The following is a 20,110-nucleotide window of genomic DNA, read 5'->3' on the forward strand; positions in this document are numbered from 1 at the left end:
CACCGTCGCCCCCGAGCGCGCGATCATCCGCGCGGTGAAGCTGCGCCAGCCCGGGTCCATCGGACGCGAGAAAGGCCGCGCCGCGGTGGAGACGGTGCCGCCGGGAAAGACCCCGATGCAGCCGCCCGCGCCGAGGTAGTCGAGCGCGGCGCGGCGGGTCGCCAGCGTCTCGCGCTGCGCCTCGCGGGTCTCGGCGAAGTTCACCGGCAGAATCACCCGGTCGAGGTCGCCCGCCTTGCGGAACACCTTGTGCGCGAGGATGCGGAAATCGCCCCGCACCACCGAGAGGAGATGACCGAGCATCAGCCCGTCGAGGATGCCGTAGGGGTGGTTGGCGATCACCACGAGCGGCCCGTCGCGCGGAATGCTCTCGATCGAGCCGCGCACCACTTCGAGGGAGAGCCCGTAACGCTCGACCATGACCTCCCAGAAGTCGCGGCCGGCGGCGACCTCCTGCTCGTAGCCGCGGGCGCGGCGGATCAGGCCGATCCGGCCGGTCGCGTTCTCCATCAGCCGGATCATCGTGCGCCCGCTCCGCGTGCGCGCGGAGCGGTAATAGCTGATGTCGCGCGCTGTGCGACGCTCTGTCATCCGCGGACGTCTCCACCTCGGGCCGCGGCCATCTAGACCGGTCCGGGCCTGATGGCCAGTGCGTGTAACAGCGCCATGACGCCGCGCGGTCCGCGCTACTCGGCCGCGCGGGCGAGCGGCGCGCCGCCGGCCCGGATCGCGGCGAGGAGCTCGTCGCGGCGCGCAGCCGCCTTCTCCGCGTTGGCCTCCTTCACCGGGCCGAAGCCCCGGATCGAGAGCGGCAGCTCGGCGAGTGCCACGACCGCGTCGCGCGTCGCCTCGTCGAGCCGCTCCAGCGCCTCGGCCATGTCGCGCTCGTACTCGCGGATGAGGCGGCGCTCCATGCGCCGCTCGGCGGTGTAGCCGAAGGGATCGAGCGGCGTGCCGCGCAGCACCTTCATCGCGGCGAGCCCCTTCATCGGCCGTTCCATCCACGCGCCGAAGCGGCGCTTCTTCGGACGGCCCTGCGCATCCTTGCCCGGCAGCATCGGCGGCGCGAGGTGGAAGTTCATGCGGAAATCGCCGCCGAACTCCTCGCGCGCCTTTTCCCGCGTCGAGAGCAGGAGCCGCGCCACCTCGTACTCGTCCTTGTAGGCCAGGAGCTTGTGATAGCCCTTCGCGACGGCCTCCTTGACCGCACGGTCCGTGATGCCGTCGAGCATCCGGCGGTAGCGCCGGGCGAGGCGCTTGCCCTGATAGGCGGTCAGGTGCTCCTCGCGGTAGGCGATCTTCTCCTCGAGGGTCCTTGGAAGCTCGCGCACCTTGTCCTCGAGCGTCGCGGCGGCCTCCTCGGGCGCATGGGCGGCCCAGCGCCCGACCTCGAAGGCGCGCAGGTTCGCCTCCACCGCCGCGCCGTTAAGGCGGATCGCCTCCTGAATGGCCTCGCGGCTCACGGGGATCAGCCCCCGCTGCCAGGCGGCGCCCATCACCATCATGTTAGAGTAGATCGAATCGCCCATGACCTTCCCGGCGAGGGCGGTCGCGTCGAAGGTCTGCAGCCGCTCGCGCAGCCGGCGCTCCAGCGCGAGGGCGAGATCCGCGCTCGGGATGCGGAACTCGGGGTCGCGGGTGAAGTCGCCGGTCATCGTCTCGTGGCTGTTGACCACCGCGCCCGTGCGCCCGGTCGCGGTCAGACCGAGCGTCTTGGCCCCCGCGCTCACCACCAGATCGCCGCCGATCAGCGCGTCGGCCTCGCCGGTGGCGACGCGGATCGCGCTGATGTCCTCGGGGCGTTCGGCGAGGCGGCAGTGGATGTGCACCGCGCCGCCCTTCTGCGCGAGGCCCGCCATCTCGATCATGGCGGCGCCCTTGCCCTCGATCTGCGCGGCCTGCGCGAGCACCGCGCCAAGCGTCACGACGCCCGTGCCGCCGATGCCGGTGATCACGACGTTCCAGGTCCGGTCGATCGCGGGCAGCGGCGGCTCCGGCATGTCGGGCAGCGTCACCTCGGTCGCCGCCTCCTTCCGGGGCGTCGCGCCCTCGAGCGTGACGAAGCTGGGACAGAAGCCCTTGAGACAGGAAAAGTCCTTGTTGCAGGCCGACTGGTCGATGGCGCGCTTGCGGCCGAGTTCGGTCTCGACCGGCGTGATGGCGACGCAGTTCGACTGCACGCCGCAGTCCCCGCAGCCCTCGCAGACGTCGGTGTTGATGAAGACGCGCTGATCGGGGTCGGGGAAGGCGCCCTTCTTGCGGCGGCGGCGCTTCTCGGCCGCGCAGGTCTGGATGTAGAGGATCGCGCTCACGCCCTCGACCTCGCGCAGGCTTTTCTGCACGTCCTCCATCTCTGCGCGCTCGTGGCGCTCGATCTCCTTCGGGAAGGGGGCCCAGTCGGGCTCCTCCTTCTCGTCGTAGACGACGGCGACGCGGGCCACGCCCATCGCCAGAAGCTCGCGCGCGATGCGGTCGGGGGGCAGGCTTCCGTCGTTGGGCTGGCCGCCGGTCATGGCGACCGCGTCGTTGTAGAGGATCTTGTAGGTGATGTTCACGCCCGCGGCGATCGCCGCGCGGATCGCGAGCGTGCCGGAGTGGTTGTAGGTGCCGTCGCCGAGGTTCTGGAAGACGTGGTCGCGGGTGGAGAACGGCGCCTCCCCGATCCAGTTGGCGCCCTCGGCGCCCATGTGCGTGAACCCCTCGGTCGAGCGATCCATCCAGAGCGCCATGGTGTGACAGCCGATGCCGGCGCCCGCGCGGCTGCCCTCGGGCACGCGGGTGGAGGTGTTGTGCGGGCAGCCCGCGCAGAAATAGGGCAACCGCGCCGCGAGATCGTCGGCGTTGTCGGCGCGCCGCGCCTCCTCAATCGTCTCGAGCCCCTTGCGGATGCTGTCGGTCTCGCGCCCCTCCTCGATCAGGATCGCCCCGAGCTTCGCGGCGATGTCGACGGGATCGAGCGCGTAATGCGTCGGGAAGAGCACCTCGCCGTCCTTCATGCCGCCATAGACGCGCCGGCCGCGGCGGTCGTCGAAGATGGCCTCCTTGACCTGCACCTCGATCAGCTTGCGCTTCTCCTCGACGACGACGATCAGCTCCAGCCCCTCGGCCCAGTGCTTGAAGCCTTCCATGTCGAGCGGCCAGGTCTGTCCGACCTTGTAGGTCGTCAGGCCCAGCCGTTCGGCCTCCTGCGCGTCGATCCCGAGGAGGTTGAGCGCGTGCACGACGTCGAGCCAGTTCTTGCCCGCGGAGACGATGCCGATCTTCGCGCCGGGCTGGCCCCAGACGCGCTTGTCGATGCCGTTGGCGCGGGCGAAGGCCTCGGCCGCGTAACGCTTGTGGGCGAGCAGCCGCTCTTCCTGCGGGACCCAGTGGTCGCCGAGGCGGATGTTGAGCCCGCCCGGGGGAAGCGGGAAGTCCGGCGTGACGAGCTGCATGCGCTCCGGCCGGCCATCGACGACCGCCGTCGCCTCCACCGTGTCCTTCACCGCCTTGAGACCCACGCAGACGCCCGCGTAGCGCGACAGCGCGTAGCCGTAGACGCCGTAGTCGAGGATCTCCTGCACCCCCGCGGGCGAGAGGACGGGCATGTGCGCGTCCACCATGGCCCAGTCGGACTGGTGGCAGGTGGTGGAGGATTCGCCGGTGTGGTCGTCGCCCATCACCATGATGGCGCCGCCATTGCCGTCGGTGCCGGCCATGTTGAAATGGCGCATCGCGTCGCCGGACCGGTCGACGCCCGGCCCCTTGCCGTACCAGAGGGCGAAGACGCCGTCGTGCGTGCCCTCGCCCCTGAGCCCCGCCTGCTGGCTGCCCCAGACCGCGGTCAGCGCCAGGTCCTCGTTCAGACCGGGCTGGAAGTGGATATCGTTCTCCGCCAGCTGCTTCTGGGCGCGGGTCATCTGCATGTCCACCGCGCCCAGCGGCGAGCCGCGGTAGCCCGTGACATAGCCCGCGGTATCTAGACCGGCCTGCCGGTCACGCGCCTTCTGCGTCAGCATCAGGCGCACCAGCGCCTGCGTCCCGTTCAGGAGCACCGGGGACTTGGTGATGTCGAGCCGGTCGCTCAGCGAAATCTTCTGGATCGTCATGCCGTGCCTCCCTGCTTGCGCGGGATGTAATCTGCATCCGCATACATATTAGGTCTGACAGGCTGACCTGTATAGAGGGCAGTGCGACATCTTGTTCAGCTGACCGCCCGCCGCGCCGCCCCCTGACGCTTCCAATGCGCCGCCGGTTCGTGGCAAGAACACGATGCCCGGCCAACCCGGGAGGGGATATGCCGAGATGGATTGGGACAAGCTCAGGGTCTTTCACGCCGTCGCCGACGCCGGCTCGCTCACGCATGCCGGCGAGCGGCTCAACCTGTCGCAATCCGCCGTCAGCCGGCAGATCCGCGGTCTGGAGGAAAGCCTCGGCGCGACGCTCTTCCACCGCCATGCCCGGGGCCTGATCCTGACCGAGCAGGGCGAGCTTCTCTTCGACGCGACGCGCGCCATGTCGAAGCGCGTGGACGCCGCGGCCGCGCGCATCCGCGACAGCGAGGAGGAGGTCTTCGGCGAGCTGCGCGTGACGACGACGACGGGCTTCGGCTCGCTCTGGCTGGTGCCACGGCTGGCCAAGTTCTACGCGCAGTATCCCGACCTCAAGATCGACCTGATGCTCGAGGAACGGGTCCTCGACCTGCCCATGCGCGAGGCTGACGTGGCGATCCGCATGAAGGAGCCCTCGCAGGCCGACCTGATCCGCAAGCGCCTCATGGGCGTGCGCATGTGCCTTTACGCCTCGCCCGAGTACATCCGCGCACACGGCGCCCCGGAGCGTCTCGAGGATCTCGCCGGCCATCGGCTGCTGTGCCAGAACCCGCGCGCGCCGCAGGTCAGCGCCGGCGCGAGCCTCGTGGCGCAGCTGATGACGCATCAGCCCTTCTCGACGCTGACGGTGAACAACTACTTCGGCGTGCTGCAGGGCGTGCTGGCCAGCCTCGGGATCGGCGTGCTGCCGCAGTACCTCATGTACGATTTCCCCGACCTGCATCAGGTCCTGCCCGACGTGGAGTCGACCGAGGTCCCGGTCTTCCTCGCCTATCCGGAGGAACTGCGCCAGTCGCGCCGCATCGCGGCATTCCGCGATTTCGTGCAGGGCGAGATCATCCTGCAACGCCGTCAGCGCCGCGACGCGGCGACGGAGTGAGGCGTGCGTCGCGGCTTGCGCAAGGCGCATAGCCGCCTTGTCTCGCCGCGCTGCCGAAAGCGCTTGAACGATTCAGAACCGCCGCCTATTTCACCTTTCGAAGGCGATGGCGCCTAGCGGCGCATCATCTTCATACCTCCCTGTTGGACTTCGGCCGAGACTTTGTCTCGGCCTTTTTTTTGGCGATCGTGGTCCCCCCGCGCGAGCCTGTGCGGCCGAGTCGCGAAGGCCGCTCCGCCGTCGCGCGGCGTTTGTTTCAGTGCAGCCTGCCCACGCCGTTGCCCGCCCTCGGCCCTGCACGCCGGATCACGGACGCGTGCAGGCGAAAGCCACGGGTTTCCAGATGCATGATCCCCGCAAAGGGGCTGCGGCCTCACGCCGCAGTCACGCCGCGTGCCGCGGAGCGCGCGCCGCGGTCACGTCCGCGTAGCCCCCCGCTCTCAAGGCCGCGCCGGCCTGTATCTTCACGCCAGGTCACATGCAAAAGGAGGACCGATCATGACTGGCATGAAGCACACCCTCACCGCCATTACGCTCGCCGCGCTGCTCGCCGCACCCGCCTTCGGGCAAGGCAACCACCGGTCCGGCGACCAGAGCGGGTCCGAAAGCTCGAGCGCACAGGTCGCGCGCGATGCGCCCGAGACGAACGAGACGCGGCAGTCGCGCACGAGTTCCTACGCCACGATGGAGGCGATGGACGGGCCCTCCGTGCGGGCGGACTACAACTCGATGTACGTCAACAACATGTCCGAACTCGCCGCGACACTGATGCAGGAGAACGTGGACTTCGAGGGCGCCTACACCGGCAAGGAGGTCCGCACCCGCGACGGCATCCCGATCGGCACGGTTTCGGGCGTCTATGGACGTGTCGACGGCCGCACAGCGCTGGTGGTCAGCGCGCACGAGGACCTCGACATTCCGCAGAGCCTGTTCTCGGTCTCGCTGCCCTCCGAGATGGAGAGCGACACCCACTTTACCGTCCCGATGACACGGGATTCGCTTGCCAACGAACTGGCCGGCGCCTTCGATCAGACGCCGCGCTGACGCGCGCCCCACGCCCTGTCGCAAGACGGGCGCGGGGCACTGACGCACGGGGCCGTGGCGCACCACGGCCCCGTCGCCCGGTCAGCGCCCCTCGGTCGCGGCGCGGCGCAGGCGCTCCTCGACGCCGTCGCGCGAAAGGGAAGACTTGCGGTGGTTGCCGTCGCGCATCTGCTTTTCGGTCGCCCGTACGCTGATGTAGCCGAAGGCTGCCACGAAGCCGAGCGTGCCGAGGCAGAGAATGATCGGAAGCTGGTCCATCTCGAAGTCCTTTCCTGTCGCGCTGTTATATGTCGGTTTACGTGGCCCGACCGGCGCCGGATCACCGGCGGTCGGAAAAAAATAATGAATTTCAGTAGCATACGAACGCATACCGCGCGCACGGCCACGAAAATCGACGCAGCGTCAGGCGGTTGCATGCCGCGCTGCGGCACGCGGCCGCAGCGCGCGCGACCGGATCACGAAACGGTCAGAACGACCGCCAGCCAGAAGACCGCGAGACCGAGGAGCCCGAACTGCGCGGCAAAGAGGCTGAGCAGGAAGAGAAAGCCGAGCACACCGGCGATCACCGCCGTCTGCCGCCCTTCCGAGAGCGAGGCGAGCATGGCGTCGATCTCGTCCGCCGTCCGCGTCCGCCAGAGCCCGGCAATCAGCGTCACCGCCACCTGCCGGCTTCGACGGGCGAGCGGAAGCACCACGGTGCGGCGCGGATCGGACATCGCCTCCTCCTTAGGCGGATATGGGTACCATACCGGTCCCGGCGCGGGCAACGGGGTGCCCTTCCCCCGTCGCGTCCCATCGCATAAGAGGGACGCCATCACCGCAGAGGGGATACCGCCGCCCGATGTCCGAGCCCCAGATCACGCCAGAGCTCGTCGAGGCCCATGGCCTCAAGCCTGAGGAATACGCGCACATCCTGCGCCTGCTGAACCGGGAACCGACCTTCACCGAGCTCGGCATCTTCTCGGCGATGTGGAACGAGCACTGCTCCTACAAGTCGTCGAAGACATGGCTGCGCACGCTGCCGACCGAGGGCCCGCAGGTGATCTGCGGCCCCGGCGAGAACGCGGGCGTCGTGGACATCGGCGACGGGCAGGCGGTGGTGTTCAAGATGGAGAGCCACAACCACCCTTCCTACATCGAACCCTACCAGGGCGCGGCGACCGGCGTGGGCGGCATCCTGCGCGACGTCTTCACGATGGGCGCGCGGCCCATCGCGGCGCTGAACGCGCTCTCCTTCGGCCGCCCGGACCACCCGCGCACCCGCGCGCTCCTGCACGGGGTGGTGGCCGGCATCGGCGGCTACGGCAACGCCTTCGGCGTGCCGACCGTGGGCGGCGAGCTGCGCTTTCACCCGGCCTATGACGGCAACTGCCTCGTCAACGCCTTCGCCGCCGGCCTCGCGGATGCGGACCGCATCTTCTACTCGGCTGCCAGCGGCGTGGGCCGCCCGGTCGTCTACCTCGGCGCCAAGACCGGCCGCGACGGCGTGGGCGGCGCGACCATGGCCAGCGCGGAGTTCGACGAGGGGATCGAGGAGAAGCGCCCCACCGTGCAGGTGGGCGACCCCTTCACCGAGAAGCGGCTGATGGAGGCCTGCCTCGAACTGATGGCGACCGGCGCGGTCGTCTCGATCCAGGACATGGGCGCAGCGGGCCTGACCTGTTCGGCGGTCGAGATGGGCGACAAGGGGGGCCTCGGCGTGCGCCTCGACCTCGACCGCGTGCCGACCCGCGAGGCCGGCATGACGGCCTACGAGATGATGCTCTCCGAATCCCAGGAGCGGATGCTCATGGTCCTCGACCCGGCGAAGGAGGCCGAGGCGCGCGCCGTCTTCGAGAAGTGGGATCTCGACTTCGCGATCGTGGGCGAAACGATCGCGGAAGATCGTTTCCTGATCGTGCACGAAGGCGAAACGCGCGCCGATCTGCCGCTGCGCGCGCTCTCCGGCGAGGCGCCGGAATACGACCGCCCTTGGATTCCGGCCGACACGCCGGTGCCGCTCGACCCCGTGCCCGAGACCGACGCGATCGAGGGGCTGCGCGCGCTCATCGGGTCGCCAAACCACGCCTCGCGCCGCTGGGTCTGGGAGCAATACGACCACATGGTGATGGCCGACACGGTGCAGGGGCCGGGCCACGGCGCGGCGCTCGTGCGGGTGCACGGCACGCAGAAGGCGCTCGCCTTCACCGCCGACGTTACCCCCCGCTACGTCGAGGCCGACCCGGTCGAGGGCGGCAAGCAGGCGGTGGCCGAGGCCTATCGGAATATCGTCGCCACCGGCGCGCGCCCGCTCGCAGCGACCGACAACCTCAACTTCGGCAACCCGGAAAAAGAGCGCATCATGGGCCAGCTCGTCGGCGCGATCCAGGGGATCGGCGCCGCCTGCCGCGCGCTCGACATGCCGATCGTCTCGGGCAACGTCTCGCTCTACAATGAGACCGACGGCCAGCCGATCCAGCCCACGCCCACCATCGGCGCCGTGGGCCTCGTCGAGGACCTCGAGGAGGCGATCACCGGCTGCGCGCGGGAAGGCCATGTCGCCGTCCTCGTGGGCGACGGCACGGGCCACCTCGGCCGGTCCGCCCTCCTCTGGGAGATGTACGGCCGCGCCGACGGCGCCGCGCCGCCGGTCGATCTCGAGGCCGAGCGCCGCGCGGGCGAATTCGTCCTCGAGAACCGCACGATGATCCGTGCCTGCACCGATCTCTCGGACGGCGGCCTCGCGCTCGCGGCCTTCGAACTCGCGGCCGGCGGCGGCGTCGGCGTGGCGCTCGACGACGAGGACACCGGTGCCCTCTTCGGCGAGGATCAGGGCCGCTACCTGATCGCCTGCAACTTCGATCAGGCCGAGGCGCTGATGATCGCCGCGGGCCGCGCCGGCATCTCGATCCGGACCGTCGGCCGCTTCACCGGGGACGCGGTGCGCTTCGGCCGCGCCGAGGCGCCGCTCGCCGACCTGGTCGCGCTCTGGGACGGCGCCCTCGCCGCCCGGCTCGGCTGAGACGGGACGGCCCGGCACAGGCTCGGGGCCGCGCGGGGAGCGAAACCGTCGCATGCGGCGCCGGACCTGCCGGCCGGGTCATCCGTCCCGGCGGCTCCGTCCGGAGACGTGCGAGCACTCCCGTTCCGGGACCGCGTCAGCCCGCCTCGTCGCATGCGGGGCGGATCGGTTCCGGACGTGGGCGGGGGCCACTGCCCGGAGGAAACTGACGTCGCCCCCTGCCGTGGTGGGCCGTCCGCCTGCCGCCATCCGCGGGGCCGATCCACGCCGAGCCCGCGCCGGGCGGTCGCCCCGGCACCCTCCGCTCACGCCTCCGGCGGCCGCCGGGGCGCCGGATCGGTGAACTGATCGAGAAGGCGGTGCTTGAGGATCTTCCCGGTGGCCGCGGCGGGCAAGGCCTCCACCACGAAGATGCGGGTCGGCCTCTTGTATCCGGCGAGACGCTCGCCGACGAAGGCGCCGAGTTCGGTTGCATCCGTCGCGTCGGGGCCGGTGAGCTGACAGAAGGCGAGCACCTCCTCGTCGCCCTCGACCGGACGGCCGATCACCGCCGACTGGATCACCGCGGGGTGGTCGTTCAGCGCGGCCTCCACTTCCGGCGGATAGACGTTGAAGCCGCCGCGGATGATCAGCTCCTTCGCCCGTCCCACGATGTGGAGCCGCCCCGCCGCGTCGATCCGGCCGAGGTCGCCCGTCCGCATGAAGCCCGCGCGCGTCAGCGCCGCGGCCGTCGCCTCCGGGTTGCGGTAGTAGCCCGCCATGACATGCGGCCCGCGGGTGAGCACCTCGCCGACGCCGGGCTCCGCTCCGACGCTTTCGTCGATGATCACCTCGACCCCCGGAAGCGGCGGGCCGACCGAGGTGTCGGGATCGCCGATCGTGTTGCGCGTGCCGGAGACGCCGGCGGTGGTCTCGGTCATGCCGTAACCGTTCTGCAGCGGCAGGCCGTAGAAGGCTTCCGCCTTGCGCTTCCACGTCGGATCGAGCGGCGCGGCGCCCGAAGAGACGTAGCGCAGCTTCGCCTCGCCGAGCGAGGCATGCCCGTGCTCGGCCGCGTAGGCCATGAGGAGCGCATGCATCTGCGGCACCGCCGGCAGCACCGTCGCCCCCTGCGTCAACGCCGCGTGGAGCGCGGCGGCCGAGAAGCGCGGCACCAGCTCGATGGCGCAGCCGGTCAGGGCCGAGGCCATCAGCATGGAGGCGAGCCCGAAGACATGCGTCATCGGCAGCGCGCCGTAGACGCGGTCCCCCGGCACCAGGTCGCGCAGGTCACGCGACGCGCCGGCCGCGAAGATCAGGTTGCCATGGGTCAGCATGACCCCCTTGGGCATGCCGGTCGTGCCGGTCGTGTAGAGCATGACCGCGACATGGTCCGCGCCGCTCTCCACCGGCTCGGCCGGCCCGGCCGGGCCCGCGGCGATGCGCAGCGCCCCGGAACGCAAGGAACAGGGCGCGGCGCCGGCGGCCTCGGCATGGGCGGCCGCCTCGCCCGAGACATGCGCCGTGTAGAAGATCCGCTTCGGCCGGGCGTGATCGGTGAAGCGCGCGATCTCCGCGGCGGTGAGGCGGGCGTTGACCGGCACCGCCCAGGCGTCGCGGCGGCTGCAGGCGAGCATGAGCACAGCGAGCGAGAGGCAGTTCTCGGCCACGATCATCACCCGGTCGCCCGGCCCCACGTCCTGACGCGCGAGCAGGTCCGCCGCCTCCTCCACCTGCGCGGCGTAACCGGCCCAGCCGACCCGCGTGCCGTCCGTGTCGATGATCGCCACATCCTCAGGGCGTGCGTCGGCATGGGGGGTGAGCATCTGGTGGATGCGGGTGACGCGGCTCATGCGGGTCTCTCCTCCCTCTGGACGGTCCCCGAGCGCAGGGGCTCAGGCTGCACTCAACCGGATGAAGCGTTCGAGGTGGTGGTCGGTGTCGCCGAAGCGGTGGTCGACCATGGTCAGCCGCTTGGCGAAATGGCCGAGCGCGTATTCCTGCGTCATCCCGATACCGCCGTGCATCTGGATCGCTTCCTCGACCACGAGCCGGGCGACGCGGCCGATCAGGTTCTTGGTGGCGCTGACGTGGCGCTCGCGTTCGGCGCGCCCGGCCTCGAGATGGCCGGCGAGGTTGATGACCGCCGACCGCGCCTGTTCGATCTCGATCAGCACATCGGCCATGCGGTGCTGCAGCGCCTGGAACTTCCCGATCGGCTGGCCGAACTGACGACGGGAGCGGAGGTAGTCCACGGTCAGCGCGCGGATGGTCTCCATGAGCCCCAGCGCCTCGGCACAGAGCGCGCAGGTGGCCCGCGCGGTCACCCGCTCCAGCGCGTCGAAGGCATCGCCGGCCGGGCCGATCAGGGCGTCGGGCCCGACGGTCACGCCGTCGAGCGTCATCTCCGCCGCCCGGCCGCCCCCGTTCAGGGGATAGTCGTGCAGCGCGAGACCCTCCGCCCCGGCCGGCACGAGGAACGCCGAGATCCCCTGCCGCTCGGTCGCGGCGCCACCGGTGCGCGCGGTGACGACGACGTCCCCGGCGGCGCGCGCGAAGCCCACGATCGCCTTGCGCCCCGTGAGCCGCCAGCCGCCGCCCGCGCGCTCGGCCCGCGTCTCGACGTGTTCGAGGGTGTAGCGCGCGGCCGGTTCCCCGTGTGCGAAACCGAGCACCTCGCCTGCGAGCGCTGCCTCGATGCGGTCCGCCTGCGTCTCCGCTCCGAGGTCGGACAGCAGCCCCGCGGCGAGGACGCCCGACTCGATGAGCGGTGTGACGGCGCCGGCACGGCCCACCTCCTCGAAGACGACGGAGAGGTCGAAGCCCGCACCGCCGAAGCCGCCGGCCTCTTCCGGCAGCAGCGCACCGATGGCACCGAGCCCGGCGAGTCCCTCCCAGAGGCGCGCGTCGAAGCCCGTGGCGCCCTCGGTCGCCGCGGCGGTCGCCTCGGGCGTCACGGTGTCGGCGAGGAAGCGGCGCAGGCTGTCGGAGAGCATGCGCCGTTCGTCGGTCAGCTCGAAATTCATGGTCTCAGAGCTCCAGGATGGCTTTCGAAATGATCTGGCGCTGCACCTCGTTCGAGCCGCCGTAGATCGAAAGCTTGCGGTTGTTGAAATAGGTCTGCGTGGCGGGCATCGCGTAGTCGGGGCCGACGGCCTCGACGTTCGCGCCCTCGTCCAGCGCCTCGGAGACGAAGGGCATCGCATAGGGTCCGACCGCCTGCCGCGTGAGCGCGTTGATCTCCTGCCGGATGACCGTTCCCTTGATCTTCAGCATCGAGGACTCGGCCCCCGGCGCCTGCCCGGCCGCGGCCGCGGCGACGGTACGCAGATTGGTCGTGGCCATCGCCATCAGGTCGATCTCGACCTGCGCGAGCTTCGCCGCGAAGAAGGGCGCCTCGATCAGCGGCCGGCCGTCGGCGCGCTCCTGGCGGGCGATGCGGCGCAGGTTCTCGAGCCCCGCCTGCGCGAAGCCGACGCCCGCGATGTTGGTGCGCTCGTGCGTCAGCAGGTACTTGGCGATGGTCCAGCCCTGGTTCTCCTCGCCGACGAGGTTCTCGGCCGGCACCTTCACGTCGTCGAACCAGACCTCGTTGACCTCCGCCTCGCCGTCGATGAGCACGATGGGCCGCACCTCGACGCCGGGGCTGTCCATGTCGATGAGCAGGAAACTGATCCCCTCCTGCGGCTTGCCCTCCGAGGCGGTGCGCACGAGGCAGAAGATCTTGTCGGCGTACTGCCCGAGCGTCGTCCAGGTCTTCTGTCCGTTGACCACGTAGCTGTCGCCGTCGCGCCGGGCCGTGGTCTTGAGCGACGCGAGATCCGAGCCCGCGCCCGGCTCGGAGTAGCCCTGACACCACCAGTCCGAGCCGTCGAGGATGCGGGGCAGGTAGTGGTCCTGCTGCGCCCGGCTCCCGAATTTCATCAGCACGGGACCCAGCATGTTGACGCCGAAGGGCACGATGCGCGGCGCGCCGGCGCGGGTCGTCTCCTCCTCGAAGATGTGGCGCTCGATCGCGTCCCAGCCGGGGCCGCCGAACTCTTCGGGCCATGTCACGCCGAGCCAGCCGCGGGCGTTGAGGATGGCGTGCCATTCCTCGTAGTCGGCCTTCGTCAGCCGCTTGCCGCCCTTGACCTTGTCGGCAAGGCGCTGCGGCAGGGCCTCGTCCAGGAACGCGCGCACCGCGTCGCGAAAGGCGATCTGGTCGTCGGTATAGGCGAGATCCATCGTTCTCTCCTTGTCTCAGAAATTCTCGAAGAGGGCGGCCGCATCCTGCCCGCCGCCCACGCAGATCGTCACGACGCCGAGCTGCGCACCGCGCCGGCGGCCCTCGATCAGCAGGTGGCCGGTCATGCGCGCCCCGGTCATGCCGAAGGGACGGCCCACGGCGATCGCGCCCCCGTCGACGTCGAGCCGCGCATCATCGATGCCCAGCCCGTCGCGGCAGCAGGGAAGCTGGCGCGCGACGGCCTCGTCGAGCGCCGCGAGGTCGATGTCCTCCACCGTCAGGCCCTCGCCCCGCAGCAGGCGGGGCATGGCACGGACCGGCCCGATGCCCGGTCCGCGCGTGTCTGGTCCCGGCCGCATCCCGTCACTCCCGCGCTGCGAGGCTCGACCCCTGCCCCATGATCCGTTCCAGGTCCTCCACCGCCGCGGCGAGCTTCGGGCCGAGTTCGTCGCGCATCCGCGCGACACCGAGATCCTCCGGCATCGCGCCGCAGGTGAAGATCACCGGTTCGGAAAGGTCGCGCGGACGGTAGGGGCGGGCCACCGCGTGGATCGACGGCGCGAAATACTCGCCCGGATCGGTCAGCACGTAGCCCTGCCCGAGCAGTTGCCCCCACGCGTCGCGGCGCACGGCGCGCGCGCGCTCCGGCGTGAGCCCCCTGTCGCCGCCGACGGCGGCAACGGTCTCGCGGAAGAGGTCCTCCTCCATCGCGGCGAGCATCGCGTGGCCCGAGGAGGACCCGTTGAAGGGGACGCGGTGGCCCACCTCCAGCCAGAGCGAGGAAATCCCCCGCGGTCGCCAGGTCCGGACGATGAGCATCTTTCCAGCGTCGCGCACGAGCATGAGCGCGAGCGTCCGCGTGTCGTCCGCGAGCCGCTGCATGATGGGTCCGGCAACCTCGACGAAGGTGATCGAGGCCGAGGCCACGTTGCCGAGCGCCAGCAGCGCCGGGCCGGGGCGGTAGCGGTCGTGCCGGCCGGCATGCGTCAGGTAACCGAGGCTCTGCAGGGTGAAGGTCAGCCGCGACACGGTCGATTTCGGCAGTCCGGTGCGCTCCGCGATGTCACCGTTGCCGAGCCCGTCGTCGGAGGCGCGGAAGGCGCGCAGCACCGCGAGCCCGCGCGCCAGCGTCTCCGCGAAGCGCCGGTCCTTCTGCGGCGGCGCGGTCTGAAGCTCGGTCTCCTCGCGGTCGATCATGGCGGGCCTCACATGCTTGACGGGATCGCGAGCGACAGGATGGGAAAGGCCATCAGCAGCGCAAGCACGATCACGTCCACGCCGAGAAAGCGCATGATCCCCGCGAAGATCCGGTCGATCGGCACCTCGCGGCCGACGACCCCCGAGATCACGAAGACATTGAGCCCCACGGGCGGCGTGATCAGCCCGATCTCCAGCAGCTTTATCACGACGACCCCGAACCAGATCAGATCCCAGCCGTAGCCCTCGACCAGCGGCACCATCAGCGGAAGCGTCAGCACCATGATCCCGATCGGATCGAGGAACATCCCGAGAAGGATGTAGATCGCCGCGATCGCGACCAGCAGGACCACCACGGAAAGCTCGGCGGCCGTCACTGCCGCGACCACGTCGTTGGCCACGCCGGTCAGCGCCACGAAGGCGACGAAGATCTTCGCCCCCGCCGCGATGAAAAAGATCGCCGTGGTCTGGACCACCGTTTCCCGCAGGCTCTCCCAGAGGCCCGCGAGGGTCAGCTTGCGCTGCGCGAAGCCGATCGCGACCGCGGCGCTCACGCAGACGGCCGCCGCCTCGGTCGCGGTGAAGAAGCCGCCGTAGATGCCGCCCACGATGATCACGAAGAGCGCCACCGCCGGCCAGGCCTCGCGCGCCGCGCGCCAGCGTTCCTCGCGGGTCACGGTCCCCGCGAAGGCCGGCGCCGCGGACGGGTCGCGCAGCACCCAGATCCAGATCACCAGCAGGAAGCCCGCGAGCGTCAGGAGCCCCGGGATGATCCCGGCGAGGAAGAGCGCGGAGATCGAGGTCTCGGTGAAGATGCCGTAAATGATGAACAGGACCGAGGGCGGGATCAGCGAGCCGAGCGTGCCGCCCGCCGCGACCGAGGCCGTCGCCAGCCGCTTGTCGTAGCCGAGGCGCAGCATCTCGGGGCTGCAGATGCGCCCCATCGTCGAGGCGCAGGCGATGGAGGAGCCGGTGATCGCCGAGAACCCGCCGCACCCCATGACCGAGGCCATCGCCACGCCGCCGGGCACCCGCACCAGCCACACGCGCGCCGCGTGGTAGATCTTCGTCGTGATCTCGGCGCGGTAGGCGATGTGCCCGAGCGCGACGAAGAGCGGGATCATCGACAGGTCGTAGGAATGGATCAGGTCGAACGAGTTCGAGAAGACGAGGCTCGCCGTCGGCGTCCAGGCGCGCTCCGGCATGAACTCGCCCGTGCGCAACGCGAAGATCGCGAAGGTGCCGAGGCTCGCCACGCCGGCCAGCGCGAAGGCGATCGGCACGCGCAGGGCGAGAAGCCCGATCACCGAGGCGAAGGCGACGAGACCGATGAGCGTTCCGTCCATGGCTCACTCCGCTCCGCCGTAGCCCGTGGGCGAGAGCGGCCGCCCCGCCCGGAGCGCGCGCAGGTCGCCCGCCACCATGACCGCGAGACGAAGCCAGCACAGCGAGATGCCCAGCAGGAAGACCGTCCGACCGGGCCACTTGGGCAGGTTGAGGTCACCGAAGTAGTAGGCGCCCGAGGCGATCGCGCCTGTCACCTCGCGCCAGCCCGCCCAGATGAGCGGCGCGAGCGCGACAAGTCCGAAGACGGAGCCGAAGACGACCAGCGCGTCGCGCGCCCGCTCCGGCAGCAGGTTCGAGAACACCTCGACCACGATGTGCGCGCGGTTCGCCGTCGTCGCCGCCAGCGGCAGAACGACCGCGGCGACCATCAACTCGCGCACGAGCACGATGGCGTCCGGGACATTGCCGTTGACCGCGACGCGCAGGATCACCGTCGTCGTGATCAGGAGACCGAGCCCCAGCACGGAGACGGCGGCAAGGTGCACCAACAAGAGCTCGACGCGGCGCAGCATCGCAACCTCGTGACTTTCCGGAAGAGAGGGGCAAGGACGGCGCGCGCACGGGCGCGCGCCGCGGGATCGGCGATCAGCTGTCGCCGTTGTCCCAGGGGTAGCCGTTTTCGTCACGCTCGGCCGCGTACTTGGCCAGAAGGTCCTTGTAGGTCGCGAGCATCTCCTGCCCGTCGAGCCCCATGCCCCCGACCTGTTCGACCCATTCGTCGACGTATTTCGCGCCCCCCTCGATGAGCTTCGCACGCTCCGCGTCCGGCAGTTCGATGATTTCGACGCCCGCCTCGCGCATGGTCTCGACCGCCGCGGCGTTGTCGGCGGTGATGAGCCGGCCGAGTTCGTCCGACATGCTCGCCCCGGCCTCCATGAGGATGTCCTGCCTGTCGGCGTCGAGACGGTCGAAGGCCTGCTTGTTCATGAAGATGCCGAGCGCCCCGGTCTGCCCCCAGTCGAGGAGGGTGTAGCTGTCGATGACCTCCTCCTGCTTGAGCGCCGCCGTGGCGTAGGAGTAGGTCTGCGAGCAGTCGAGCAACCCGCTGTCGAGCGCCTGATAGGCGTCGTAGATCGACATCGACACGAGGTTCGCGCCGAAGTCCCCGAAGGTGTCGCCGTAGGCGCCGACGCCGCGCACCTTGAGCCCGTCGATATCCTCGACCGAGCGGATCTCGGTACCCTGGCAGCCGATGTGAACGGCCGAGGTGGTAAAGGTGCCGAGGTAGACGAGATTCTGGGCGGCCATCGCCTCCTTGATGCCGTCATGCGTGCGCATGATCTCGTCGGTGGCCTTCATGCCCACCCAGGCATCCGCGTTCTCGAGCGGCATGTCGGCAATGCGGTAGGGCGACATCTCCTTGGGGAAGTAGACGGCGATGATGGTGCCCATGTCGGCCACGCCATCGGCGATGCCCGAGAGGGCCGCACCGGCCTTGAAGAGCGCGCCGCCCCACTGGATGTCGAGCGTCATCTCGCCGTCCGACAGCTCCTCGACCTGTTCGGCGAAGAAGTTGAGCGATTCGCCCCGCGCGCCGCGGTTCGGGCCGGCCTCGCCCACGAAGAATGTCTGCGCCCCGGCGGTGCCTGCAGACAGGATCAGTGCGCCCGCGAGCGCGGATTTCCAGATGGTCATGATGTCTCCTCCCTTGTTCCACTATGTAGAACTCCCTTCGACAAGGTGAAACTGCTATGGGGGCACAGGTCAAGTCCGGAGTTCCGCGGCCAGGACGGATTTTCCGGCACGACCGACGCGACGCGGCGGCCGATGACGCAAGCGCCTGCCGGGCGGTTCGCGTCAGCGCCGGGCCGGGCTTCGAACTTGGCGTGTCCAGGACGTGACCCCGTCGCGGCGGAACACACACGCAGGACGCCGCGCGGCGCGCGGTGCCCACTGCCACCATCGACGGGCGCACGACCCGGATCAGGCGACAGGTGGCGCAATTTATGTGCACATAAGTATTCCTAGGCGACACAATCTGTCTCGGCTATTCAGGCGGCCGCAGACCGCAAGGGAACAGCATGGCACGCGACGATTTCGATGGCTGGATCGGCCGCACCCGAGAGGACCGGGATACGGCGAGCGCCGCGGCGCTTTCGATGCTGGCGGCGACGCTCTCGGATCTGCCCGGCGCGCTGCCCGCGCCGCCCGAGGCGGGCACGCCCCTGCCCCCCCTCTGGCACTGGGCGCTCTTTCACCCCGATGCGCCGATGGACGGCCTGGGCCCCGACGGGCACCCCGAGCGCGGCGGCTTCCTGCCGCCCATCGATTACGAACGGCGCATGTGGGCGGGCGGCGCGCTCACCTTCCACGCCCCCCTTCGCGTCGGCGACACGGTCGAGCGGCGCTCGCGCATCGCCGAGATCCGCGAGGTCGAGAACGACCGCGGCGGCATGGTCTTCGTCACCGTCGAGCACGCGCTCGACGGGCCTGCCGGCCTCGCCATCGAGGAGCGTCAGGACATCGTCTACATGCCGATGCCGGAGTGTTTCACGCCGCCGAAGAAGACGCCCGCGCCCGCGGCGCCGGAGGCGGCGCTGACCCTGCCAATGCCCGAGACGCGGCTCTTCCGCTTCTCGGCCGCGACCTTCAACGCGCATCGCATCCATTACGACCTGCCCTACACGCAAGAGGTCGAGAAATACCCCGGCCTCGTCGTGCACGGGCCGATGCAGGCGCTCTGCCTGATGGCGCTCGCCGTCGCGCAGGCGGGCCGTGCGCCCGACCGCTTCCGCTTCCGCGGCGTGCATCCGCTTTTCGCCGGGGCGCCCATGCGCGCGCTCGCCTGGCGCGAGGAGGACGCGCCGGGGCTCGCGCTCTGCGCCGCGGCGGCAGAGGGACACATGACCATGCGGGCGACCGCGGACTGGGAGGAGTGACATGGGAATCCTGAAAGGCATGCGCGTCGTCGAGGGGTCGGCCTTCGTCGCCGTGCCGCTCGCGGGGCTGACGCTTGCGCAGATGGGCGCGGACGTGATCCGCTTCGACCGGCTGGAGGGGGGGCTCGACGCGCACCGCTGGCCCGTCGCGCCCAACGGGCGCTCGCTCTTCTGGGCGGGGCTCAACAAGGGCAAGCGGTCCGTCGCGGTGAACATGAAATCGCCCGAGGGGCGCGAGCTCGTCACCCGCATCGTCACGGCGCCGGGGGAGGACGCGGGGCTCTTTCTCACCAACCTGCGCGTGCGCGGCTGGATGGACTACGAGACGCTGAGCCAGCACCGCCCCGATCTCGTGATGCTCACGCTCACCGGCGACCGGCACGGGCGGCCGGCGGTGGACTACACGGTGAACCCCTCGCTCGGCTTTCCCGACGCGACCGGCCCCGAGGGCTCGACCGAGCCGGTGGCCCATGTCCTGCCGGCCTGGGACTGTATCGCCGGCAACCTCGCGGTGGCGGGGCTTCTCGCTGCCGAGCGCCAGCGGCTCAAGACCGGGCGCGGGCAACAGGTCGAGGTCGCGCTGAAGGACGTGGCGGCGGCGATGCTCGGCCACCTCGGCATCATCGGCGAGACCGCGCTCTCGGGCGAGAGCCGGCCCAAGGCGGGCAACGCGCTCTACGGCGCCTACGGGCAGGATTTCCTCTGCGCCGACGGGCGGCGGGTGATGGTCGTCGGGCTCACGCGCCGGCAGTGGCAGGGTCTCATGAAGGCCACCGGCACCGAGGCGGCGATGGACCGCCTCGCCGCGCGCCTCGGCGCCGATCTGGGCGAGGAGGGCGAACGCTTCCGTCACCGCCACGAGATCACCGCGATCCTCGCGCCCTGGTTCGCGGCGCGCGCGGTCGCCGATTTCGCCGAGAGCTTCGATGCCCACGGCGTCACCTGGTCGATCTTCCGCGACTTCCGCACGGCGCTCGACGAGGACCCGGACCTCTCGCCCGAGAACCCGATGTTCTCGATGCTGGAGCAGCCCGGGATCGGCGAATATCCCGCCCCGGCGAGTCCGCTCGAATTCTCGGCCGCCGGGCGCGCGCCGGCGCAGCCCGCGCCGGAGCTCGGCCAGCACACCGAGGAGGTGCTGGCCGACGTCGCCGGCCTCGGCTCGGGCGAGATCGGGCGGCTCTTCGATCAGGGCATCGTCGGAGGGCCGGCGCGGGTGAGCTAGGGCGTGTCGCGCGCGGTTGG

At 70.4% G+C, this 20,110-nt stretch carries 16 protein-coding genes and 1 pseudogene; 5 read left to right on the top strand and 12 right to left on the bottom strand.

The window, feature by feature from the left end; genetic code table 11:
• A partial coding sequence (locus ACESL7_RS02935) for a 1-acyl-sn-glycerol-3-phosphate acyltransferase (protein WP_372891287.1) occupies positions 1 to 591 on the bottom strand: 591 nt, incomplete at its 3' end.
• 95 nt (positions 592 to 686) lie between these two features.
• A complete protein-coding gene (locus ACESL7_RS02940; protein ID WP_372891289.1) occupies positions 687 to 4,088 on the bottom strand; it encodes an indolepyruvate ferredoxin oxidoreductase family protein in 3,402 nt (1,133 codons plus the stop codon).
• Between the two features lie 196 nt (positions 4,089 to 4,284).
• Between ACESL7_RS02940 and ACESL7_RS02945 the strand changes: the two genes are divergently transcribed.
• The gene (locus ACESL7_RS02945; RefSeq protein WP_372891291.1) at positions 4,285 to 5,190 is read left to right on the top strand and encodes a LysR family transcriptional regulator; all 906 of its coding nucleotides are present in this window, start codon (positions 4,285 to 4,287) and stop codon (positions 5,188 to 5,190) included.
• Positions 5,191 to 5,688: 498 nt separating this feature from the next.
• Positions 5,689 to 6,234: a hypothetical protein gene (locus tag ACESL7_RS02950; RefSeq protein ID WP_372891293.1), complete on the top strand. Its 546-nt coding sequence runs from the start codon at positions 5,689 to 5,691 to the stop codon at positions 6,232 to 6,234.
• An 81-nt stretch (positions 6,235 to 6,315) separates the two neighbouring features.
• Here the strand turns inward: ACESL7_RS02950 and ACESL7_RS02955 are convergent, their stop codons facing one another.
• Together ACESL7_RS02955 and ACESL7_RS02960 are read right to left on the bottom strand one after the other, a co-directional pair.
• The gene (locus ACESL7_RS02955) at positions 6,316 to 6,492 is read right to left on the bottom strand and encodes a hypothetical protein (protein WP_372891295.1); all 177 of its coding nucleotides are present in this window, start codon (positions 6,490 to 6,492) and stop codon (positions 6,316 to 6,318) included.
• A 197-nt stretch (positions 6,493 to 6,689) separates the two neighbouring features.
• The gene (locus tag ACESL7_RS02960; RefSeq protein ID WP_372891297.1) at positions 6,690 to 6,950 is read right to left on the bottom strand and encodes a hypothetical protein; all 261 of its coding nucleotides are present in this window, start codon (positions 6,948 to 6,950) and stop codon (positions 6,690 to 6,692) included.
• A 125-nt stretch (positions 6,951 to 7,075) separates the two neighbouring features.
• Between ACESL7_RS02960 and purL the strand changes: the two genes are divergently transcribed.
• The gene (gene purL, locus ACESL7_RS02965) at positions 7,076 to 9,235 is read left to right on the top strand and encodes a phosphoribosylformylglycinamidine synthase subunit PurL (protein ID WP_372891299.1); all 2,160 of its coding nucleotides are present in this window, start codon (positions 7,076 to 7,078) and stop codon (positions 9,233 to 9,235) included.
• A 305-nt stretch (positions 9,236 to 9,540) separates the two neighbouring features.
• On the opposite strand, the gene ACESL7_RS02970 is transcribed toward purL, so the two are convergent.
• The 8 genes and pseudogenes from ACESL7_RS02970 to ACESL7_RS03005 form a co-directional block, all read right to left on the bottom strand.
• On the bottom strand, positions 9,541 to 11,067 hold the full coding sequence (locus tag ACESL7_RS02970; protein ID WP_372891301.1) for a class I adenylate-forming enzyme family protein: 1,527 nt from the start codon (positions 11,065 to 11,067) through the stop codon (positions 9,541 to 9,543).
• A 42-nt stretch (positions 11,068 to 11,109) separates the two neighbouring features.
• Complete coding sequence (locus ACESL7_RS02975; RefSeq protein ID WP_372891302.1) at positions 11,110 to 12,240, bottom strand: acyl-CoA dehydrogenase family protein; 1,131 nt, start codon at positions 12,238 to 12,240, stop codon at positions 11,110 to 11,112.
• 4 nt (positions 12,241 to 12,244) lie between these two features.
• A complete protein-coding gene (locus ACESL7_RS02980) occupies positions 12,245 to 13,441 on the bottom strand; it encodes an acyl-CoA dehydrogenase family protein (RefSeq protein WP_372891303.1) in 1,197 nt (398 codons plus the stop codon).
• 15 nt (positions 13,442 to 13,456) lie between these two features.
• A pseudogene (locus ACESL7_RS02985) lies at positions 13,457 to 13,771 on the bottom strand (acetyl-CoA C-acyltransferase); the annotation flags it as partial.
• 34 nt (positions 13,772 to 13,805) lie between these two features.
• Positions 13,806 to 14,639, bottom strand: coding sequence for an IclR family transcriptional regulator (locus ACESL7_RS02990; RefSeq protein WP_372891304.1), 834 nt, complete (start codon positions 14,637 to 14,639; stop codon positions 13,806 to 13,808).
• Positions 14,640 to 14,647: 8 nt separating this feature from the next.
• Positions 14,648 to 15,985 (bottom strand): TRAP transporter large permease, encoded by a 1,338-nt coding sequence (locus ACESL7_RS02995; protein WP_372891306.1) that lies wholly within the window; start codon positions 15,983 to 15,985, stop codon positions 14,648 to 14,650.
• 3 nt (positions 15,986 to 15,988) lie between these two features.
• Positions 15,989 to 16,498 carry a TRAP transporter small permease subunit gene (locus ACESL7_RS03000; RefSeq protein WP_372891308.1) on the bottom strand — a complete coding sequence of 170 codons (510 nt, stop codon included), beginning with the start codon at positions 16,496 to 16,498 and terminating at the stop codon, positions 15,989 to 15,991.
• Between the two features lie 73 nt (positions 16,499 to 16,571).
• Entirely contained in the window at positions 16,572 to 17,621 is a 1,050-nt protein-coding gene (locus ACESL7_RS03005) for a C4-dicarboxylate TRAP transporter substrate-binding protein (protein ID WP_372891310.1), read from the bottom strand.
• Positions 17,622 to 18,007: 386 nt separating this feature from the next.
• Here ACESL7_RS03005 and ACESL7_RS03010 point away from each other — a divergent pair, with 386 nt between their 5' ends.
• Both ACESL7_RS03010 and ACESL7_RS03015 read left to right on the top strand, forming a co-directional pair.
• A complete protein-coding gene (locus ACESL7_RS03010; protein WP_372891312.1) occupies positions 18,008 to 18,865 on the top strand; it encodes an HTD2 family dehydratase in 858 nt (285 codons plus the stop codon).
• A 1-nt stretch (position 18,866) separates the two neighbouring features.
• Positions 18,867 to 20,090 (top strand): CoA transferase, encoded by a 1,224-nt coding sequence (locus tag ACESL7_RS03015; RefSeq protein WP_372891314.1) that lies wholly within the window; start codon positions 18,867 to 18,869, stop codon positions 20,088 to 20,090.
• Positions 20,091 to 20,110 lie beyond the last annotated feature (20 nt).

The organism is Rhodosalinus sp. (assembly GCF_041685465.1).
Classification (GTDB): Bacteria; Pseudomonadota; Alphaproteobacteria; order Rhodobacterales; family Rhodobacteraceae; genus Rhodosalinus.